The organism is Tabrizicola sp., assembly GCF_016793705.1.
Lineage (GTDB): Bacteria > Pseudomonadota > Alphaproteobacteria > Rhodobacterales > Rhodobacteraceae > Tabrizicola.
Genome location: NZ_JAEULO010000042.1, coordinates 163,790 through 179,307, shown reverse-complemented (window position 1 = coordinate 179,307; position 15,518 = coordinate 163,790). Strand labels below are relative to the sequence as shown.

Genomic DNA, 15,518 nt, shown 5'->3' with positions numbered 1-15,518 from the left:
TTCACGCTGAAGTTTCTTCTTCAGAGCACGGAGAGCCTGTTCGACGTTGTTGTCGCGGACGCTGACCTGCATGTGGTTGTCACCACCTTCCTAAGCTAGAGTTGCACTGACTTGTGCAGGCCGGGCGCCTATATCAAAGGGGGCGAGGCTTGTCTACCGAGAGGAGCGCGCGATGGCGGAAGACGAGATGAAGGCCCGGGTGCTGGAGGCGGCGCTGGCCCATGTGCCCTTCGACGGCTGGTCGGAGCGCACGCTGGCCGCCGCGATTGCCGATGCCGGGGTGCCTGCGGCGCTGGCCCGCTCGCTGTTTCCGCGCGGGGGCGTTGACCTCGCGCTGGCCTACCACGCCCTGGGCGATGCCGAAATGGCGGAGCGGCTGGCCACGCTGGATCTCTCTGCCATGCGCTTCCGCGACCGGATCGCGACGGCGGTGCGCACACGACTGGAACTGGCCGACCGCGAGCTGGTGCGGCGGGGAACGACGCTGTTCTCGCTGCCCCAGCATGCGGCCGACGGGGCGCGGGCAATCTGGGGCAACGCAGATGCGATCTGGACGGCGCTGGGCGACACCTCGCAGGATCTGAACTGGTATACCAAGCGGGTGACGCTGTCTGCGGTCCATGGCGCGACGGTGCTGTACTGGCTGGGTGACGAATCGACCGGGCGGCAGGCGACCTGGGACTTCCTGGACCGCCGGATCGACCAGGTCATGCAGGTCGAGAAGCTGAAGGCCGGTTTCCGGGAAAATCCGCTGGGCAAGGCCTGGGCGGCGGGACCGGGAAAGCTTTTCGAAAGCATTCGCGCGCCAAGACTGCGGGACGACCTGCCGGGCCGCCACCAGGGCTGAGACGAGCGAGACAGAGATGACCCTTTCCCACAGCATGCTTGCCATCGAAATCTCGGCTCCCGGCGGGCCGGACGTCCTGAAGCCGATCTCGGTTCCGGTGCCGGTGCCGGGGCATGGCCAGATCATCATCCGCGTCGCCTGGGCCGGGGTGAACCGCCCCGATGCGCTGCAACGCGCCGGGGCCTATGCGCCGCCGCCCTCCGCCTCGCCGCTGCCGGGGCTGGAGTGTTCGGGAACCGTCGTCGAGGTCGGCCCCGGCGTCACCCGCTGGCAGATCGGCGATCAGGTCTGTGCGCTGCTGCCGGGCGGGGGCTATGCCGAATATGTCGCCACGCCGGAGGCGCACGCCCTGCCGATCCCCAAGGGTATGTTGCTGAGGGACGCCGCCTGCCTGCCGGAAACCTGTTTCACCGTCTGGTCGAACGTGGTGATGCGCGGGGGGCTTAAAGCCGGAGAGCGGTTCCTGGTGCATGGCGGCACCAGCGGCATCGGCACCACCGCGATCCAGATCGCCAAGGCCGTTGGCGCGCGGGTCTTCGCGACTGCGGGATCGGACGAGAAATGCGCGGTCTGCCGCGAACTGGGGGCGGAGGCCGCCTTCAACTACAAAGACAGCGATTTCGTCGCCGAGATGAAGGCCGTGGGCGGGGCCAATCTGATCCTCGACATGGTCGGCGGTTCTTATATCGAGCGGAATCTCAAGGCCCTGGCCGATGGCGGGCGGCTGGTGCAGATCGCCTTCCTGCAGGGCGCCAAGGTCACGCTGAACCTGGCCGAGGTGATGACGCGGCGGCTGGTGCTGACCGGCTCGACCCTGCGCCCGCAATCCGACCTCGCCAAGGCCCGGATCGCCAAGGCGGTCGAGGAAAACGTCTGGCCGATGATCGAACGTGGTGCGTTCCAGGTGGTGATGGACAGCGAACACGCGCTGCCGGATGCCCCGGCGGCGCATTGGCGGATCGAATCAGGCGGGCATGTGGGGAAGATCGTGCTGAAGGTGAACCCGTAGGGATTTCCCTACCTTCATGGGCTCGCGGGCCGTTTGACGGTTTCTTCACGCGCATCGCCGGTTAACGTAGGGTAAATGGGGTTCAGGCGGGATCGGATGTTTCGATCCAGACTTGGCCCGACGGAGGTTCCCCAGCTTCCCCCAGGCACCGGCGATTTGACACAGCACTTTTCCCCAGACTTCCCCTCAGCAGTTGCTTTTCCAAGGTTCCGGTCCCGCCCACAATTCCCTATCTGACCGGCTCCAGCAGCGCGTCCTTCAGGCGGCAGTCGCGGATCACATCCTCGCCGCAGCGCCGGAAGCCCAGGTCGGGCGTCAGGCAGATGCGCGCCTCCTGGATTAGTCCGTCCTCGCAGGTGATGGTGATCTGATCGCGCGACAGGCCAGGGTTGGACTCAAGGAAGGCATCCTCGATCACGCTGGCGGGCAAGGTCAGCGGGCGCGCAACATCGGCGAAGAGGGCGGGCAAGGTCACACGCTCATAGGCCCGCCGGGCGGTCCGGTAGTAGTCGCGCGCCGACTGGCCTGAACAGCGGCCATGCTTCTTCCACTGGTAGAAGGCCAGACCCGACCCGCCCATGATGTCGGCCATTTCCGCCGTCTCTGCCCGGGTCGGGTCGCGTTCCCCGGTGCGGCAGAAGGACGGCCAACCCTGTTCGTCCTGCGGCCAGAGACCATGCAGCACGAAGGTCAGCCCGCGTCCGGCGTCGCATTGCGGATCGTTGCGGGAATCACCCTCCAGCGCGCACCAGGCGGCAGACCAGGACAGCGACAGGACGTAATAGTCGAAATCGCCCGCCCGCTCGCCCTCGGCCCTTGCCGCGCCCGCCCAGCACAAAGCTGCGATAGCCAACAGGAACAGGCGCATTTCCGCTTCCCCTTCGCGCAATTCGGCCCTATATGGGCGCGTGAATTCCCTGAAAACGTGGAACTCGCGGGCAAGGGCCCGCCGCCGTTTTCCCGGCCCGGGGAAGCTTTGTAAAGGAGAGATCCGATGTCGAAACCGCTTATGGCCAAGGCCACTGCCGTCTGGCTGGTGGACAACACGACGCTGAGCTTCGCGCAGATCGCGGATTTCTGCGGGATGCACGAGCTGGAAGTGCAGGGCATCGCCGATGGCGACGTGGCGACGGGCGTCAAGGGGTTCGATCCGGTCGCGAACAACCAGCTCGACCCGATCGAGATCGACCGCGCCCAGGCTGACCCGCTCTACCGGATGAAGCTGAAGTTCAACGCCGCCGCCGTGGGCGAGGAAAAGCGCCGCGGCCCGCGCTATACTCCGCTCTCCAAGCGCCAGGACCGCCCGGCCGCGATCCTGTGGCTGGTGAAGTTCCATCCTGAACTCTCGGATGGCGCCATCGGCAAGCTGGTCGGCACCACGAAGCCGACGATCCAGTCGATCCGCGAGCGGACGCACTGGAACATCTCGGGCATCCAGCCCATCGACCCGGTGGCGCTCGGCCTCTGCAAGCAGTCCGAGCTTGACGCCGCGGTGCAGGCCGCCGCCCGCAAGAAGGCCGCCGAGGGCACGGTGATGTCGGATGACGAACGCCGCAAGCTGGTGTCGACCGAACAGTCGCTGGGCATGGCGCCCGACGCACGGATGCCCTCTGGCCTGTCGGGGCTGGAGGTTTTCGGCGACGAGGAAAAGGACGAAAGCCCGGCTTCTGATTTCTCGGATGCCGACAGTTTCTTCAATCTGCCCGCCGGCGGTCACGACGATGAGGACGAGGACGACGACCACCGCCGCTGATCTGCCGACTCCGTGGTTCGAACTGCTGCAAGGCCCGGCCATCTGGCCGGGCTTTTTCTTTGGATCAGGCCTGGTGCAAAGGTTACGAAATCGTAAACGTCTGCGACCAAGATATTGATTAAATGAACTTTTCAGAAAATGTCCACCGTGGACAGCCGACACCTGCAAGTCTGATCTGCCCGGCGGGAACCTTTCCGCCCCTTCGGCGTTGCTGTCTTCGATGTCCGCATCCGTGACAGGAGGCTCCGCCATGATCTCTGACCGCGTGCTGCTGGCACTCTTGCGGCATGGGGTGCGTGCGGGCCGGATCGACCTGACACTCGCGGACGGAAGCCAGCATTCCTTCGGCCCCGGCGGCGCCCCCGCGGTGGGTGTGGTCCTGCATGACCCCACCCTGCCGCGCCGCTTTCTGGTGCGACCCGACCTGACCCTGGGCGAAGCCTATGTCGACGGTCGCCTTACGCTGCGCGACAACGACATCCGCAGCTTCATCACCTTCCTGCTGCGCAACGTGCGGGGCCGGAAGATCCCGGCGCCCCTCGCGCGGTTCTCCTCCTGCGCCAGATGGGCACGGTCGTGGCTGAACGCGAACAGCCTCGGCATCGCCCGAAGCAACGTGGCGCATCACTACGACATCTCGCCCGAACTCTACGGCCTGTTCCTGGATGACACCCGGCAATACACCTGCGCCTATTTCCGGCGACCGGACATGACGCTGGAAGAGGCGCAGGCGGCGAAGATGGCGCATATCGGCGCCAAGCTGCTGCTGCGGCCGGGGATGCGCGTCCTCGACATCGGCTGCGGCTTCGGCACGCTGGCCCTGACCCTCGCCCGCGATCACGGCGTCGAGGTGGTGGGGGTCACGCTGTCCGAGGTCCAGCTGGCGGAAGCCCGGGCCCGCGCGCACGCCGCCGGGCTGGACGGGCAGGTGACCTTCCGGATGACCGACTACCGCGCCGTGACCGACAGCTTCGACCGTGTGGTCTCGGTGGGCATGATGGAGCATGTGGGCCTGCGGCATCTGCGCGCCTATTTCCAGAAGGTCGCGGACCTGCTGACAGCGGATGGCGTGGCCCTGATCCACTACATCGGACGCTGGTCGCCTCCGGCAGAGATTTCGCCCTGGTTCAACAAGTACATCTTCCCGGGCGCCTACTGCCCCTCGCTTTCAGAAGCCTCGCGGGTGGTCGAGAAATCGGGTCTGATCCTTGCCGACCTGGAGGTCTGGCGCGGCCACTACGAGCGAACCTTGCAGGAGTGGCTGAAGCGCTTCGACCGCAATCTCGACCGGGTGAGAACCCTGCAGGACGACCGCTTCATCCGCATGTGGCGCTACTATCTGCAATCGGCCGAACTCAGCTTTTCCGAGGCGTTTCTGGTGATCCACCAGCTTCAGCTTGCGAAGGCGCGCGGCACGGTTCCGATGACGCGGGAGTACCTCTATTCCGCGCGCAATACCTGACGGGATTGCGTAGGCCCGAAGGCCTGGCGAGGGGCGGGCCGGAAAACACCGAAGCCGCGCAACCCATTGGGTTTGCACGGCTTCTGCGGTAGAATGGTGCCCAGAAGAGGACTCGAACCTCCACGCCTTGCGGCACTGGTACCTGAAACCAGCGCGTCTACCAATTCCGCCATCTGGGCGATGTCGTGAGCCGCGATGTAACGGCGACATAAGGCAGAGTCAACGGCCCCTCACGCAAAATCTTGGTGCAGCTTTTGCCTTGCCCGTGCCCGGTTGCAGGGCTATTCATCCCCCAGGTCTTCGGTGCCCTGCGGGCGCCTGTCGGGGAGTGCGCGCATGAGCAGGCTGGTCACGATCTTCGGTGGTTCGGGCTTTGTCGGACGCTACATCGCCCGGCGCATGGCCAAGGAAGGCTGGCGGGTGCGGGTCGCCTGTCGCCGTCCGAACGAGGCGCTCTTCGTCAAGCCCTACGGGGTTCCCGGCCAGGTCGAACCGCTCGCCTGCAACATCCGCGACGACGCCAGCGTGCGCTCGCTGATCCGCGGCGCGGATGCGGTGGTGAACTGCGTCGGCGTGCTGAACAGCCTTGGCGCGAACACCTTCGAGGCCGTGCAGGCGGAAGGTGCCGAGCGGATCGCGCGGCTGGCGTCGGCCGAGAGGGTACAGACCCTGGTGCATGTCTCGGCCATCGGCGCCGATGCCGGTTCCGACAGCGACTACGCGCGGACGAAGGGCGAAGGCGAGGCGGCGGTGCTTGCGGCCTTCCCGACCGCGGTGATCCTGCGCCCGTCTGTCGTCTTCGGGACCGAGGACAGCTTCTTCAACCGCTTCGCCGCGATGACCCGGTTCGGGCCGATCCTGCCGGTGGTGGGCGCGAAGACCAGGTTCCAGCCGGTCTTCGCGGATGACGTCGCGCAAGCGGCGGTCAAGGGCGTGCTGGGGCAGGCGGCGCCCGGCATCTACGAACTGGGCGGGCCGGAGGTCGACAGTTTCCGCGGGCTGATGGGCCGGATGCTGCATGTGGTGCAGCGCCGCCGCGCGGTGGTGAACCTGCCGTTCTTCCTGGCCCGGATCATCGGCTTCGGCTTCGACATGGTGCAGGCGGTCACGCTGGGCCTGGTCGAGAACAAGGTGCTGACCCGCGACCAGGTGAAGAACCTGCGGCATGACAACGTGGTGTCGGCGGGCGCCAAGGGCTTTGCCGACCTCGGCATCACCCCCACGGCGATGGAGGCGGTGCTGCCGGAATACCTGTGGCGCTATCGCCCCTCGGGCCAGTATGCGGCGATCATGGAGTCGGCCAAGAACCTGAAGAAGGCCTGATGCGAGGGCTGGCCGTCGTGCTGGCGGCGGTAGCCGGTCCGCTGTGCGCCCAGCAGTCTCCGGGCTTCGCCGAAGTGGGTGCGCTCTTCGCCGAACGCTGCGTGATCTGCCATTCCGGCGCGGATGCGCCGCTGGGCCTGCATCTGGACACGCTGGCGGGCGTGCTGAAGGGCAGCGAGAACGGGCCGGTGATCGTTGCGGGCGACGGGGCGAGTGCGCTTCTGCAACGTCTCCGTGGCGAGGCCGAGCCGCAGATGCCGCTGGACGGGCCGCCGTTCCTCGACCCCGCGCAGATCGCCATGGTCGAGGCCTGGGTCATGGCGGGGATGCCCGGAGGCGATGTCGCGCTTGGCCCTGCACCGGAGCGCAAGCGGCCCGCTCCGGGCGAGCCGGTGCTGTGGCCGGACGTGGAGCCGATCTTCCTGAAGGCCTGCATCAAATGCCATTCCGACAATTCCAAGCTGGGCGCCCCGCCCGAAGGGCTGCGGCTGGACAGTCTTGAGGCCGTGCTGAAGGGCGGCGATCGGCTGGTGGTGCTGCCGGGCAACCCAGAGATGTCGGAGGTCTGGCGGCGGATCACCGGCCTGGCCGATCCGCGGATGCCCTTCGACGGCCCGCCCTGGCTGCCGGAGGAGGACATCCGCCTGATCCGCGACTGGATCGCGCAGGGCGCGCCGGATGCCGCGGGCGCGAAGGCCCCGATCCCGGCCGGTGCCCGCATCCGCCTGCGCGGCATCCTGACCGGCGCGGCCGAGATCGACGGGGCCGCATTCGTGATCGACGACGGCACGCGGGTGGACGACCGCCCACGGATCGGCGACGAGGCCGAGATGCGCGGCGTGGTGCAACCCGACGGCTCGGTCCGGGCCGAGCGGTTCCGCGACAGGTAGGCCATGGAACATCAGACTCTCGTCGCTGCATTTCTGGGCCTTCTGGAAGGCCTGACCGAGTTCCTGCCCGTATCCTCTACCGGCCATTTGCTGCTCGCCGGACATTTCCTGGGCTTCGAGAGCAAGGGCAAGACCTTCGAGGTGGTGATCCAGCTGGGCGCGATCCTGGCGCTGTTCACGGTCTATGCCGCGATGATCGTCCGGCTGCTCCTGCGCGCCCAGCATGAGGATGCGGCGCGGCGGGCGATCGTTTCGATCCTGCTGGCGTTTCTACCGGCGGTCGTCATCGGGTTTCTTGCACATGACTTCGTCAAGGAGGTGCTGTTCGAGACACCGATGCTGATTGGGGTGATGCTGGTGCTGGGGGGAGTGGTGCTTCTGGTCATCGACCGTATCGCGCCGCCAGCGGTACATCACGATGCGCTGGCCCTGCCGTTCCGCAAGGCGCTGGTGATCGGATGCTGCCAGTGCCTGGCGATGGTGCCGGGGGTCAGCCGGTCGGGGGCAACCATCGTCGGCGGGCTGATGCTGGGAGTGGACAAGCGGGCGGCGGCGGAGTTTTCCTTCCTTCTGTCGTTGCCGACCATGGGGGCGGCGGTGGCCTATGACCTGTTCAAGAACCGCGACGTGCTGGACTTTGGCGCGGTCTGGGAGATCGCCGTTGGCTTCGCGGTGGCTTTTGTCACCGCGGTTCTGGTCGTGCGCTGGGTGCTGAATTTCATCTCGCGCAACGGCTATGCGCTGTTCGGCTGGTGGCGAATCATCGTTGGCGCGCTCGCTTTGGGGGCGCTTTCGCTGGGGTTCTAGCGTGATGTGGAAATCATGCTGACCTATTTTCGCAGATAAATGTCAGCTTTCCTGTCTCATCTGCCGAAAAACCTACAATTAGGTAAACTCTGCTGACTTTTATTGTCGGGGCGTTCCCTGTACCAAGTCGCTCCCGGAAGACCTTTGCAGGGACGCAGCCCATGGCCACGCAGAAGATGCTGAAATTCGTCACCGTCGGGCGCGAGATGCCCGAGAAACGGGACGCATCTTCGCGCGCGCAGGATTTCGGCGAGATTTACCGCGAGTTCGCCGATCGCAAGGCCGCCGAGCAGGCCAGCCGCTGCAGCCAGTGCGGCGTGCCCTATTGCCAGTCGCATTGCCCGCTGCACAACAACATCCCCGACTGGCTGAAGCTGACCGCCGAGGGCCGGTTGCAGGAAGCCTATGAGATCAGCCAGGCGACAAATACCTTCCCCGAAATCTGCGGCCGCATCTGCCCGCAGGACCGGCTGTGCGAAGGCAACTGCGTGATCGAGCAGTCTGGTCATGGCACCGTCACCATCGGCTCGGTGGAGAAATACATCACTGACACCGCCTGGGAGGAGGGCTGGGTCAAGCCGATCCGCCCCCACATGGAGCGGGCGGAGTCGGTGGGCATCATCGGCGCCGGGCCGGGGGGCCTTGCGGCGGCGGATGTGCTGCGCCGGCAGGGCGTGCAGGTCACGGTCTACGACCGCTACGACCGCGCGGGCGGGCTGATGACCTATGGCATCCCCGGCTTCAAGCTGGAGAAGGACGTGGTGGAACGCCGCAACACCCAGCTGGCCGAGGGCGGTGTGAACTTCGTGCTGAACTGCAACGTGGGCGAGGACATCACCTTCGACGCCATCCGGGGCCAGCACGATGCGGTGCTGATCGCGACCGGCGTCTACAAGACGCGCGAGATCGAGGCGCCGGGCGTGGGCGCGCGCGGCATCGTCAAGGCGCTGGACTACCTGACGGTCTCGAACCGCAAGGGGTTCGGCGACGAGGTGGCGGAGTATGAAAGCGGCGAGCTGAACGCCTCCGGCAAGCGCGTGGTGGTGATCGGCGGCGGCGACACGGCGATGGACTGCGTGCGCACCGCGATCCGGCAGGGGGCCCTGTCGGTGAAGTGCCTCTATCGCCGCGACCGGGCGAACATGCCGGGCTCGCAGCGGGAAGTGGCGAATGCGGAAGAGGAAGGCGTTGAATTCGTGTGGCTTTCTGCGCCGAAAGGCTTCACCGGCGGGGTGGAAGTCGAGGGCGTGATGGTCCAGAAGATGCGCCTTGGGGCGCCGGATGCCTCGGGCCGCCAGTCGCCGGAGGTGATCGAGGGCGCCGATTATGTCGAGCCCGCCGATCTGGTGGTGCAGGCCCTGGGCTTCGAGCCCGAGGACCTGCCGGGTCTCTGGGGCGTGCCGGAGCTGAAGGTGACGCGCTGGGGCACGGTCAAGGCCGATTTCCGCAGCCATGAGACGAGCCTGCCGGGCGTCTATGCCGCAGGTGACATCGTTCGGGGCGCCAGCCTGGTGGTCTGGGCGATCCGGGACGGCCGCGAGGCGGCCGAGGCGATCCTGGGCTATCTGGCCCAGACCGGGGCGGTGGCGGCGGAGTAGTTTGGTTCCAATATGGATCGCGTATGGCTTCCATCCATGCGCGCCGGATGCGGGGAAACTTAAACGTCAGGATATGTGACCTGATCCAAGGTGAAACGGTGATGCGGAAGTTTGTGATCCTTGCCTGCCTGACCGTCCCGGCAGCCCCCGCGCTCGCCGGGACCTGGACCGCGCCGGAAGGTTGCGAGGCGTTCATGACGGTGCAGTCCAAGGGCTGTCGGGTCTCGCACTACTATCGCTGCGAGGCGGATCAGCCGGGGGATCAGTGGCGGGTGGACCTCGATCAGGAGGGGCCGTTCTTCTATTCCAAGATCGACAGCGAGGGGCAGTGGGTCGAAAGCTATGACCCGATCAAGCAGACCCTCGACCCCTCTCCCGCCGATCCGGCCAGCTACAGCGAGCTGATCGCGGAAGGAATGGACACCTGGAGCTTCGGACTGACCAAGGAAGACGGCACCGGCAGCCGGGCCGAGGGCTATGACCGGCTGACCGGGCAGAGCTTCGTCATCGACGGGATCACCCTGCAGCAGACCGAGGTCGATTTCACCGAATACGACCTGGCGGGCAATGTGCTGCGCCGGTCGAAGGGCAATGAATACGTCAACCCCGACTGGCGGCTGTTCTTTGCCGGGCCGGGCGAGACCGACCTGGGCGACGGGCAGTGGCTGCCGATCGACGGCTCGCCCCTGCAGTTCGTCTTTCCTGGGGAGGAGGGGTTCCTCTCCAACCAGCCGCTGTTCGATTGCGATGCGCTGACGGCCGAGGCGGACCTGCCGCATTCACTTTGGAGAGCGCGGTATGAACCTTGATCGAGACGGCGGATGCCTGTGCGGCGCCGTCCGGTTCAGGGCGCGGCTGACGGGTACGAATTTTGGCGTGTGCCATTGCCCGATGTGCCGGAAGTGGACGGGCTCGGCCCTTTTGGGGATCACGGTCCCGGCGGCGAACGTCGAATGGACGGGGCTGGACCACGTGGCGAAGCGCCAGTCCTCGGCCTGGGGAGAGCGAGCCTGGTGTGCCGATTGCGGCTCGGCCCTGTGGTTCCGGGTGACGGTCGACGGGCCGTACTCAGGCAACCTAGAGCTGCTAATTGGCACGTTCGATGACGCGAACGGGCTGAGGATGACCAACGAGATCTACATCGACCAAAAGCCCGACAGCTATGCCTTCGCAGGCGAGGGGCGGCAGGTTTTGACGCGAGCGCAGTGCGTGGAGAAATTCCCGCTTCTGGCCAGTGAATGAAGGAGAGGCCCATGACCAAGTTTGATGCCGCCTGGGTGAAGGCCGAAGAGGAAAAGCGCGCCTGGCTGGATGCGAACGGGCTTTACAAGACCGAGGACGAGCATTCCTCCTGCGGGGTGGGGCTGGTGGTTTCCATCTCGGGCAAGCCCAGCCGCAAGGTGGTGGAAAACGGCATCAACGCGCTGAAGGCGGTCTGGCACCGGGGCGCGGTGGATGCGGATGGCAAGACGGGCGACGGGGCGGGGATCCATGTGCAGATCCCGGTCCGGTTCTTCTATGACCAGGTGCGGCGAACGGGGCACGAGCCCGATGCGAAGAAGCTGATCGCCGTGGGCCAGGTCTTCCTGCCGCGCACCGACTTCGGCGCGCAGGAGCGCTGCCGGACCATCGTGGAGACCGAAGTCCTGCGGATGGGGCATTACATCTACGGCTGGCGGCATGTGCCGGTGGATGTGAGCGTCCTGGGCGACAAGGCCAACGCGACGCGGCCAGAGATCGAGCAGATCCTGATCCGCTGCGAGAAGGACGTTGACCAGGAACAGTTCGAGCGCGAGTTGTACATCATCCGCCGCCGGATCGAGAAGGCGGCGACCGCGTCGGGGATCGCGGGGATGTATCTGTGCAGCCTGTCCTGCCGGTCGATCATCTACAAGGGGATGATGCTGGCCGAGCAGGTGGCGACCTTCTACCCCGACCTGATGGATGAGCGGTTCGAGAGCGCCTTCGCGATCTACCACCAGCGCTACAGCACGAACACCTTCCCGCAGTGGTGGCTGGCGCAGCCGTTCCGGATGCTGGCGCACAATGGTGAGATCAACACGCTGAAGGGCAACGTCAACTGGATGAAGAGCCACGAGATCCGGATGGCGTCGAACAACTTTGGCGAGGCGGCGGAGGACATCAAGCCGATCATTCCGGGGGGGACGTCGGACAGTGGCGCGCTGGATGCGGTGTTCGAGGTGCTGGTGCGCTCGGGGCGGTCGGCTCCGATGGCCAAGACGATGCTGGTCCCGGAAGCCTGGTCGAAGCAGACGGTGAACATGCCGAAGGCCTGGGCGGACATGTATTCCTACTGCAACTCGGTCATAGAGCCCTGGGACGGTCCGGCGGCGCTGGCGATGACCGACGGGCGCTGGGTCTGCGGCGGGCTGGACCGGAACGGGCTGCGGCCGATGCGCTATGTGGTGACGGGCGACGGGATGCTGATCGCGGGGTCGGAAGCCGGGATGGTGCCGGTCGACGAAAGCACGATCCGCGAGAAGGGCGCGCTCGGGCCGGGGCAGATGATCGCCGTCGATATGGCCGAGGGCAAGCTTTACCACGACACCGAGATGAAGAACAAACTCAGCCAGGCCCATCCCTATGGCGAGTGGATCGAGAAGGTCGTCGACCTGAACAGCCTGCTGCGCGACGTGCCCGAGACGCAGACCTTCACAGGGGGTGAGCTGCGCAAGCGCCAGATCGCGGCGGGGTTCACGGTCGAGGAGCTGGAGCAGGTCCTGGCGCCGATGGCCGAGGACGGCAAGGAAATGGTCGCCTCGATGGGCGACGACACGCCGCCGGCTGTGCTGTCCTCGGTCTACCGGCCCTTGTCACATTACTTCCGGCAGAACTTCAGCCAGGTGACGAACCCGCCCATCGACAGCTTGCGCGAAGGTCGGGTGATGAGCCTCAAGACGCGCTTCGGCAATCTGCGGAACGTGCTGGACGAGAACAACAGCCAGACGGAAATCCTGGTGCTGGAAAGCCCCTTTGTCGCCAACCGCGAGTTCGAGGTGATGGTGGAACGCTTCGGCGATCAGGTGGCGTTCATCGACTGCACCTTCCCGGTGGGCGAGGGGCTGGACGATCTGCGCACCGGACTGGAGCGTATCCGGGCCGAAGCCGAGGATGCGGTGCGGTCGGGCGCCGGGCAGCTTGTCCTGACGGATGAGCATCAGGGGCCGGAGGCGGTGGGGATGCCGATGATCCTGGCCACCAGCGCGGTGCACAGCTGGCTGACGCGCAAAGGGCTGCGGACCTTCTGCTCGATCAATGTGCGGTCGGCGGAATGCATCGACCCGCATTATTTCGCGGTGCTGATCGGGTCGGGCGCGACGACGGTGAACCCCTATCTGGCGCAGGATTCCATTGCGGATCGGATCGACCGGGGGCTTCTGGATGGGTCCATCACTGACGCCATGCGGCGGTATCGGGATGCCATCGACGCGGGTCTTCTGAAGATCATGTCGAAGATGGGGATTTCGGTGATCTCCTCCTATCGCGGGGGTCTGAACTTCGAGGCGGTGGGCCTCAGCCGTGCCATGGTGGCGGAATATTTCCCGGGGATGCAGTCGCGTATCTCGGGCATCGGCCTGACGGGGGTGGAGCAGAAGCTGGAGGAGGTCCACCGCAAGGGCTGGCTGGGCGGGGCGGATGTGCTGCCCATCGGCGGCTTCTACAAGGCGCGGCGGTCGGGCGAGAAGCACGCCTGGGAAGCGCAGACGATGCACATGCTGCAATCGGCCTGTGACCGGGCGTCGTATGACATCTGGAAGCAATATTCCGCCGCGATGCGGGCCAACCCGCCGATCCACCTGCGGGATTTGCTGGACATCAAGGCGTTGGGCAAGCCGGTGCCCATCGAGGAGGTCGAGTCGATCACCTCGATCCGCAAGCGCTTCGTGACGCCGGGCATGTCGCTGGGGGCGCTGTCTCCGGAAGCGCACAAGACGCTGAACGTGGCGATGAACCGGATCGGGGCGAAGTCGGACAGCGGCGAAGGCGGTGAAGACCCGGCGCATTTCCTGCCGGAGCCGAACGGGGACAACCCGTCCGCCAAGATCAAGCAGGTCGCCAGTGGCCGGTTCGGCGTGACGGCGGAATACCTGAACGCCTGCGAGGAACTGGAGATCAAGGTCGCGCAGGGGGCGAAGCCGGGTGAAGGCGGGCAGTTGCCGGGAATGAAGGTCACGGCGCTGATCGCGCGCCTGCGGCATTCGACGCCGGGGGTGACGCTGATTTCCCCGCCGCCGCACCACGATATCTACTCCATCGAGGACCTCGCGCAGCTGATCTATGACCTGAAGCAGATCAATCCGCGCGCCAAGGTGACGGTGAAGCTGGTGTCGTCGTCGGGCGTGGGCACCATCGCGGCTGGGGTCGCGAAGGCCAAGGCCGACGTGATCCTGATTTCGGGCCACAACGGCGGGACGGGGGCTTCTCCGGCCACCTCCATCAAATACGCGGGGCTGCCGTGGGAGATGGGCCTGACCGAGGCGCATCAGGTGCTGGCGATGAACAACCTGCGCGAGCGGGTGACGCTGCGCACCGATGGTGGCCTGCGGACGGGCCGGGATATCGTGATGGCGGCGATGATGGGGGCCGAGGAATACGGCATCGGCACCGCCGCGCTGATCGCCATGGGCTGCATCATGGTGCGGCAGTGCCAGTCGAACACCTGCCCGGTGGGCGTCTGCACGCAGGACGAGAAGCTGCGGGCGAAGTTCACCGGCAGCGCCGACAAGGTGGTGAACCTGATCACCTTCTACGCGCAGGAAGTGCGGGAAATCCTCGCCCAGATCGGCGCGCGGTCGCTGGACGAGATCATCGGCCGGGCGGACCTGCTGACGCAGGTGTCGCGCGGGGCGGCGAACCTGGATGATCTGGACCTGAACCCGATGCTGATTTCGGTCGATGGCGCGCGGTCGATCACCTATGACCGGACGAAGCCGCGGAACGCCGTGCCGGACACGCTGGACGCCGAGATCATCAAGGACGGGCATCGCTTCTTCGAGGACGGCGAGAAGATGCAGCTGTCCTATGCGGTCAGGAACACGCTGCGCACCATCGGGACGCGGGCGTCGAGCCATATCGTGAAGAAGTTCGGGATGCGGAATGCGTTGCAGCCCGACCATCTGACGGTGAAGCTGACCGGCTCTTGCGGGCAGTCGCTGGGGGCGTTCAGCGTCCGGGGGCTGAAGCTGGAAGTGCAGGGCGACGCCAACGACTACGTCGGCAAGGGCCTCTCGGGCGGCACGATCACCGTGCGGCCGCTGATGTCCTCGCCCTTGAAGGCAGAGGAGAACACGATCATCGGCAATACCGTGCTGTACGGGGCTACCGACGGTTTCCTGTTCGCCTCCGGCCGGGCCGGGGAGCGGTTCGGGGTACGGAACTCCGGCGCTTCGGTGGTGGTCGAGGGCTGCGGGTCGAACGGCTGCGAATACATGACCGGCGGCGTCGCGGTGATCCTGGGACGGATCGGCGCGAACTTCGGCGCCGGGATGACGGGCGGGATGGCCTATGTCTACGACCCGAATGACGTGGCCGAGGACATGATGAACCTGGAGTCCATCCTGACCTGCGCTGTCGGGCATCCGCATTGGGAGATGCAGTTGAAGGGCCTGATCGCGCGGCATCTGGAGGAAACCGGCAGCCGGATCGCGGAGCGTATCCTGTCGAACTGGGACCGCGAGCGGCTGAACTTCCTGCAGGTCTGCCCGAAGGAGATGGTGGATCGCCTGCCCTATCCGCTGTCCGACGAGGTGGCGAAGGTTCCGGCGGAATGAGAGGAGCGCCCCGGGTTTGATCCCGGGGCCTTCATCG

General features: G+C 66.0%; 13 protein-coding genes and 1 tRNA gene. 11 read left to right on the top strand and 3 right to left on the bottom strand.

All coding sequences use genetic code 11. The annotated features are described in order from the left end of the window. On the bottom strand, positions 1–72 hold a 72-nt coding region (rpsU, locus tag JNJ68_RS12215), incomplete at its 3' end, for a 30S ribosomal protein S21 (protein WP_294973107.1). A 100-nt stretch (positions 73–172) separates the two neighbouring features. Here rpsU and JNJ68_RS12210 point away from each other — a divergent pair. Next, the gene (locus tag JNJ68_RS12210) at positions 173–847 is read left to right on the top strand and encodes a COQ9 family protein (protein WP_294982650.1); all 675 of its coding nucleotides are present in this window, start codon (positions 173–175) and stop codon (positions 845–847) included. 16 nt (positions 848–863) lie between these two features. Continuing rightward, positions 864–1,856 (top strand): NAD(P)H-quinone oxidoreductase, encoded by a 993-nt coding sequence (locus tag JNJ68_RS12205; protein ID WP_294982649.1) that lies wholly within the window; start codon positions 864–866, stop codon positions 1,854–1,856. 229 nt (positions 1,857–2,085) lie between these two features. Here JNJ68_RS12205 and JNJ68_RS12200 read toward each other — a convergent pair whose 3' ends face one another. Then, positions 2,086–2,724 (bottom strand): ribonuclease T2, encoded by a 639-nt coding sequence (locus JNJ68_RS12200; RefSeq protein ID WP_294982648.1) that lies wholly within the window; start codon positions 2,722–2,724, stop codon positions 2,086–2,088. Between the two features lie 126 nt (positions 2,725–2,850). On the opposite strand from JNJ68_RS12200, the gene JNJ68_RS12195 reads away from it, so the two are divergent. Both JNJ68_RS12195 and JNJ68_RS12190 read left to right on the top strand, forming a co-directional pair. Further along, complete coding sequence (locus JNJ68_RS12195; RefSeq protein WP_294982647.1) at positions 2,851–3,609, top strand: cell cycle transcriptional regulator TrcR; 759 nt, start codon at positions 2,851–2,853, stop codon at positions 3,607–3,609. A gap of 250 nt (positions 3,610–3,859) precedes the next feature. Continuing rightward, entirely contained in the window at positions 3,860–5,071 is a 1,212-nt protein-coding gene (locus tag JNJ68_RS12190) for a cyclopropane-fatty-acyl-phospholipid synthase family protein (protein ID WP_294982646.1), read from the top strand. A gap of 94 nt (positions 5,072–5,165) precedes the next feature. Here JNJ68_RS12190 and JNJ68_RS12185 read toward each other — a convergent pair. Continuing rightward, positions 5,166–5,250: transfer RNA gene (locus JNJ68_RS12185), tRNA-Leu, on the bottom strand. Positions 5,251–5,407: 157 nt separating this feature from the next. Between JNJ68_RS12185 and JNJ68_RS12180 the strand changes: the two genes are divergently transcribed. The 7 genes from JNJ68_RS12180 to gltB all read left to right on the top strand — a co-directional run bounded on the left by JNJ68_RS12180 (position 5,408) and on the right by gltB (position 15,481). Next, complete coding sequence (locus tag JNJ68_RS12180) at positions 5,408–6,394, top strand: complex I NDUFA9 subunit family protein (protein ID WP_294982645.1); 987 nt, start codon at positions 5,408–5,410, stop codon at positions 6,392–6,394. Then, on the top strand, positions 6,394–7,284 hold the full coding sequence (locus JNJ68_RS12175; RefSeq protein WP_294982644.1) for a c-type cytochrome domain-containing protein: 891 nt from the start codon (positions 6,394–6,396) through the stop codon (positions 7,282–7,284). Before JNJ68_RS12180 ends, JNJ68_RS12175 begins: the two co-directional genes overlap by 1 nt. Before the next feature lie 3 nt (positions 7,285–7,287). Continuing rightward, complete coding sequence (locus JNJ68_RS12170) at positions 7,288–8,091, top strand: undecaprenyl-diphosphate phosphatase (RefSeq protein ID WP_294982643.1); 804 nt, start codon at positions 7,288–7,290, stop codon at positions 8,089–8,091. Between the two features lie 161 nt (positions 8,092–8,252). Further along, complete coding sequence (locus JNJ68_RS12165) at positions 8,253–9,689, top strand: NAD(P)-dependent oxidoreductase (RefSeq protein ID WP_294982642.1); 1,437 nt, start codon at positions 8,253–8,255, stop codon at positions 9,687–9,689. A gap of 101 nt (positions 9,690–9,790) precedes the next feature. Further along, on the top strand, positions 9,791–10,498 hold the full coding sequence (locus tag JNJ68_RS12160; protein ID WP_294982641.1) for a hypothetical protein: 708 nt from the start codon (positions 9,791–9,793) through the stop codon (positions 10,496–10,498). After that, complete coding sequence (locus JNJ68_RS12155) at positions 10,488–10,931, top strand: GFA family protein (RefSeq protein WP_294982640.1); 444 nt, start codon at positions 10,488–10,490, stop codon at positions 10,929–10,931. The genes JNJ68_RS12160 and JNJ68_RS12155 overlap by 11 nt, the downstream gene beginning before the upstream one ends. A gap of 11 nt (positions 10,932–10,942) precedes the next feature. Continuing rightward, positions 10,943–15,481 (top strand): glutamate synthase large subunit, encoded by a 4,539-nt coding sequence (gene gltB, locus JNJ68_RS12150; RefSeq protein ID WP_294982639.1) that lies wholly within the window; start codon positions 10,943–10,945, stop codon positions 15,479–15,481. Positions 15,482–15,518: the final 37 nt, after the last annotated feature.

Excerpts from the sequence above, each read along its gene's own strand:
- JNJ68_RS12210 (WP_294982650.1), top strand. The coding sequence starts at position 173 with ATGGCGGAAGACGAGATGAAGGCCCGGGTGCTGGAGGCGGCGCTGGCC.
- JNJ68_RS12205 (WP_294982649.1), top strand. The coding sequence starts at position 864 with ATGACCCTTTCCCACAGCATGCTTGCCATCGAAATCTCGGCTCCCGGC.
- JNJ68_RS12200 (WP_294982648.1), bottom strand. The coding sequence starts at position 2,724 with ATGCGCCTGTTCCTGTTGGCTATCGCAGCTTTGTGCTGGGCGGGCGCG.
- JNJ68_RS12195 (WP_294982647.1), top strand. The coding sequence starts at position 2,851 with ATGTCGAAACCGCTTATGGCCAAGGCCACTGCCGTCTGGCTGGTGGAC.
- JNJ68_RS12190 (WP_294982646.1), top strand. The coding sequence starts at position 3,860 with ATGATCTCTGACCGCGTGCTGCTGGCACTCTTGCGGCATGGGGTGCGT.
- JNJ68_RS12180 (WP_294982645.1), top strand. The coding sequence starts at position 5,408 with ATGAGCAGGCTGGTCACGATCTTCGGTGGTTCGGGCTTTGTCGGACGC.
- JNJ68_RS12175 (WP_294982644.1), top strand. The coding sequence starts at position 6,394 with ATGCGAGGGCTGGCCGTCGTGCTGGCGGCGGTAGCCGGTCCGCTGTGC.
- JNJ68_RS12170 (WP_294982643.1), top strand. The coding sequence starts at position 7,288 with ATGGAACATCAGACTCTCGTCGCTGCATTTCTGGGCCTTCTGGAAGGC.
- JNJ68_RS12165 (WP_294982642.1), top strand. The coding sequence starts at position 8,253 with ATGGCCACGCAGAAGATGCTGAAATTCGTCACCGTCGGGCGCGAGATG.
- JNJ68_RS12160 (WP_294982641.1), top strand. The coding sequence starts at position 9,791 with ATGCGGAAGTTTGTGATCCTTGCCTGCCTGACCGTCCCGGCAGCCCCC.
- JNJ68_RS12155 (WP_294982640.1), top strand. The coding sequence starts at position 10,488 with ATGAACCTTGATCGAGACGGCGGATGCCTGTGCGGCGCCGTCCGGTTC.
- gltB (WP_294982639.1), top strand. The coding sequence starts at position 10,943 with ATGACCAAGTTTGATGCCGCCTGGGTGAAGGCCGAAGAGGAAAAGCGC.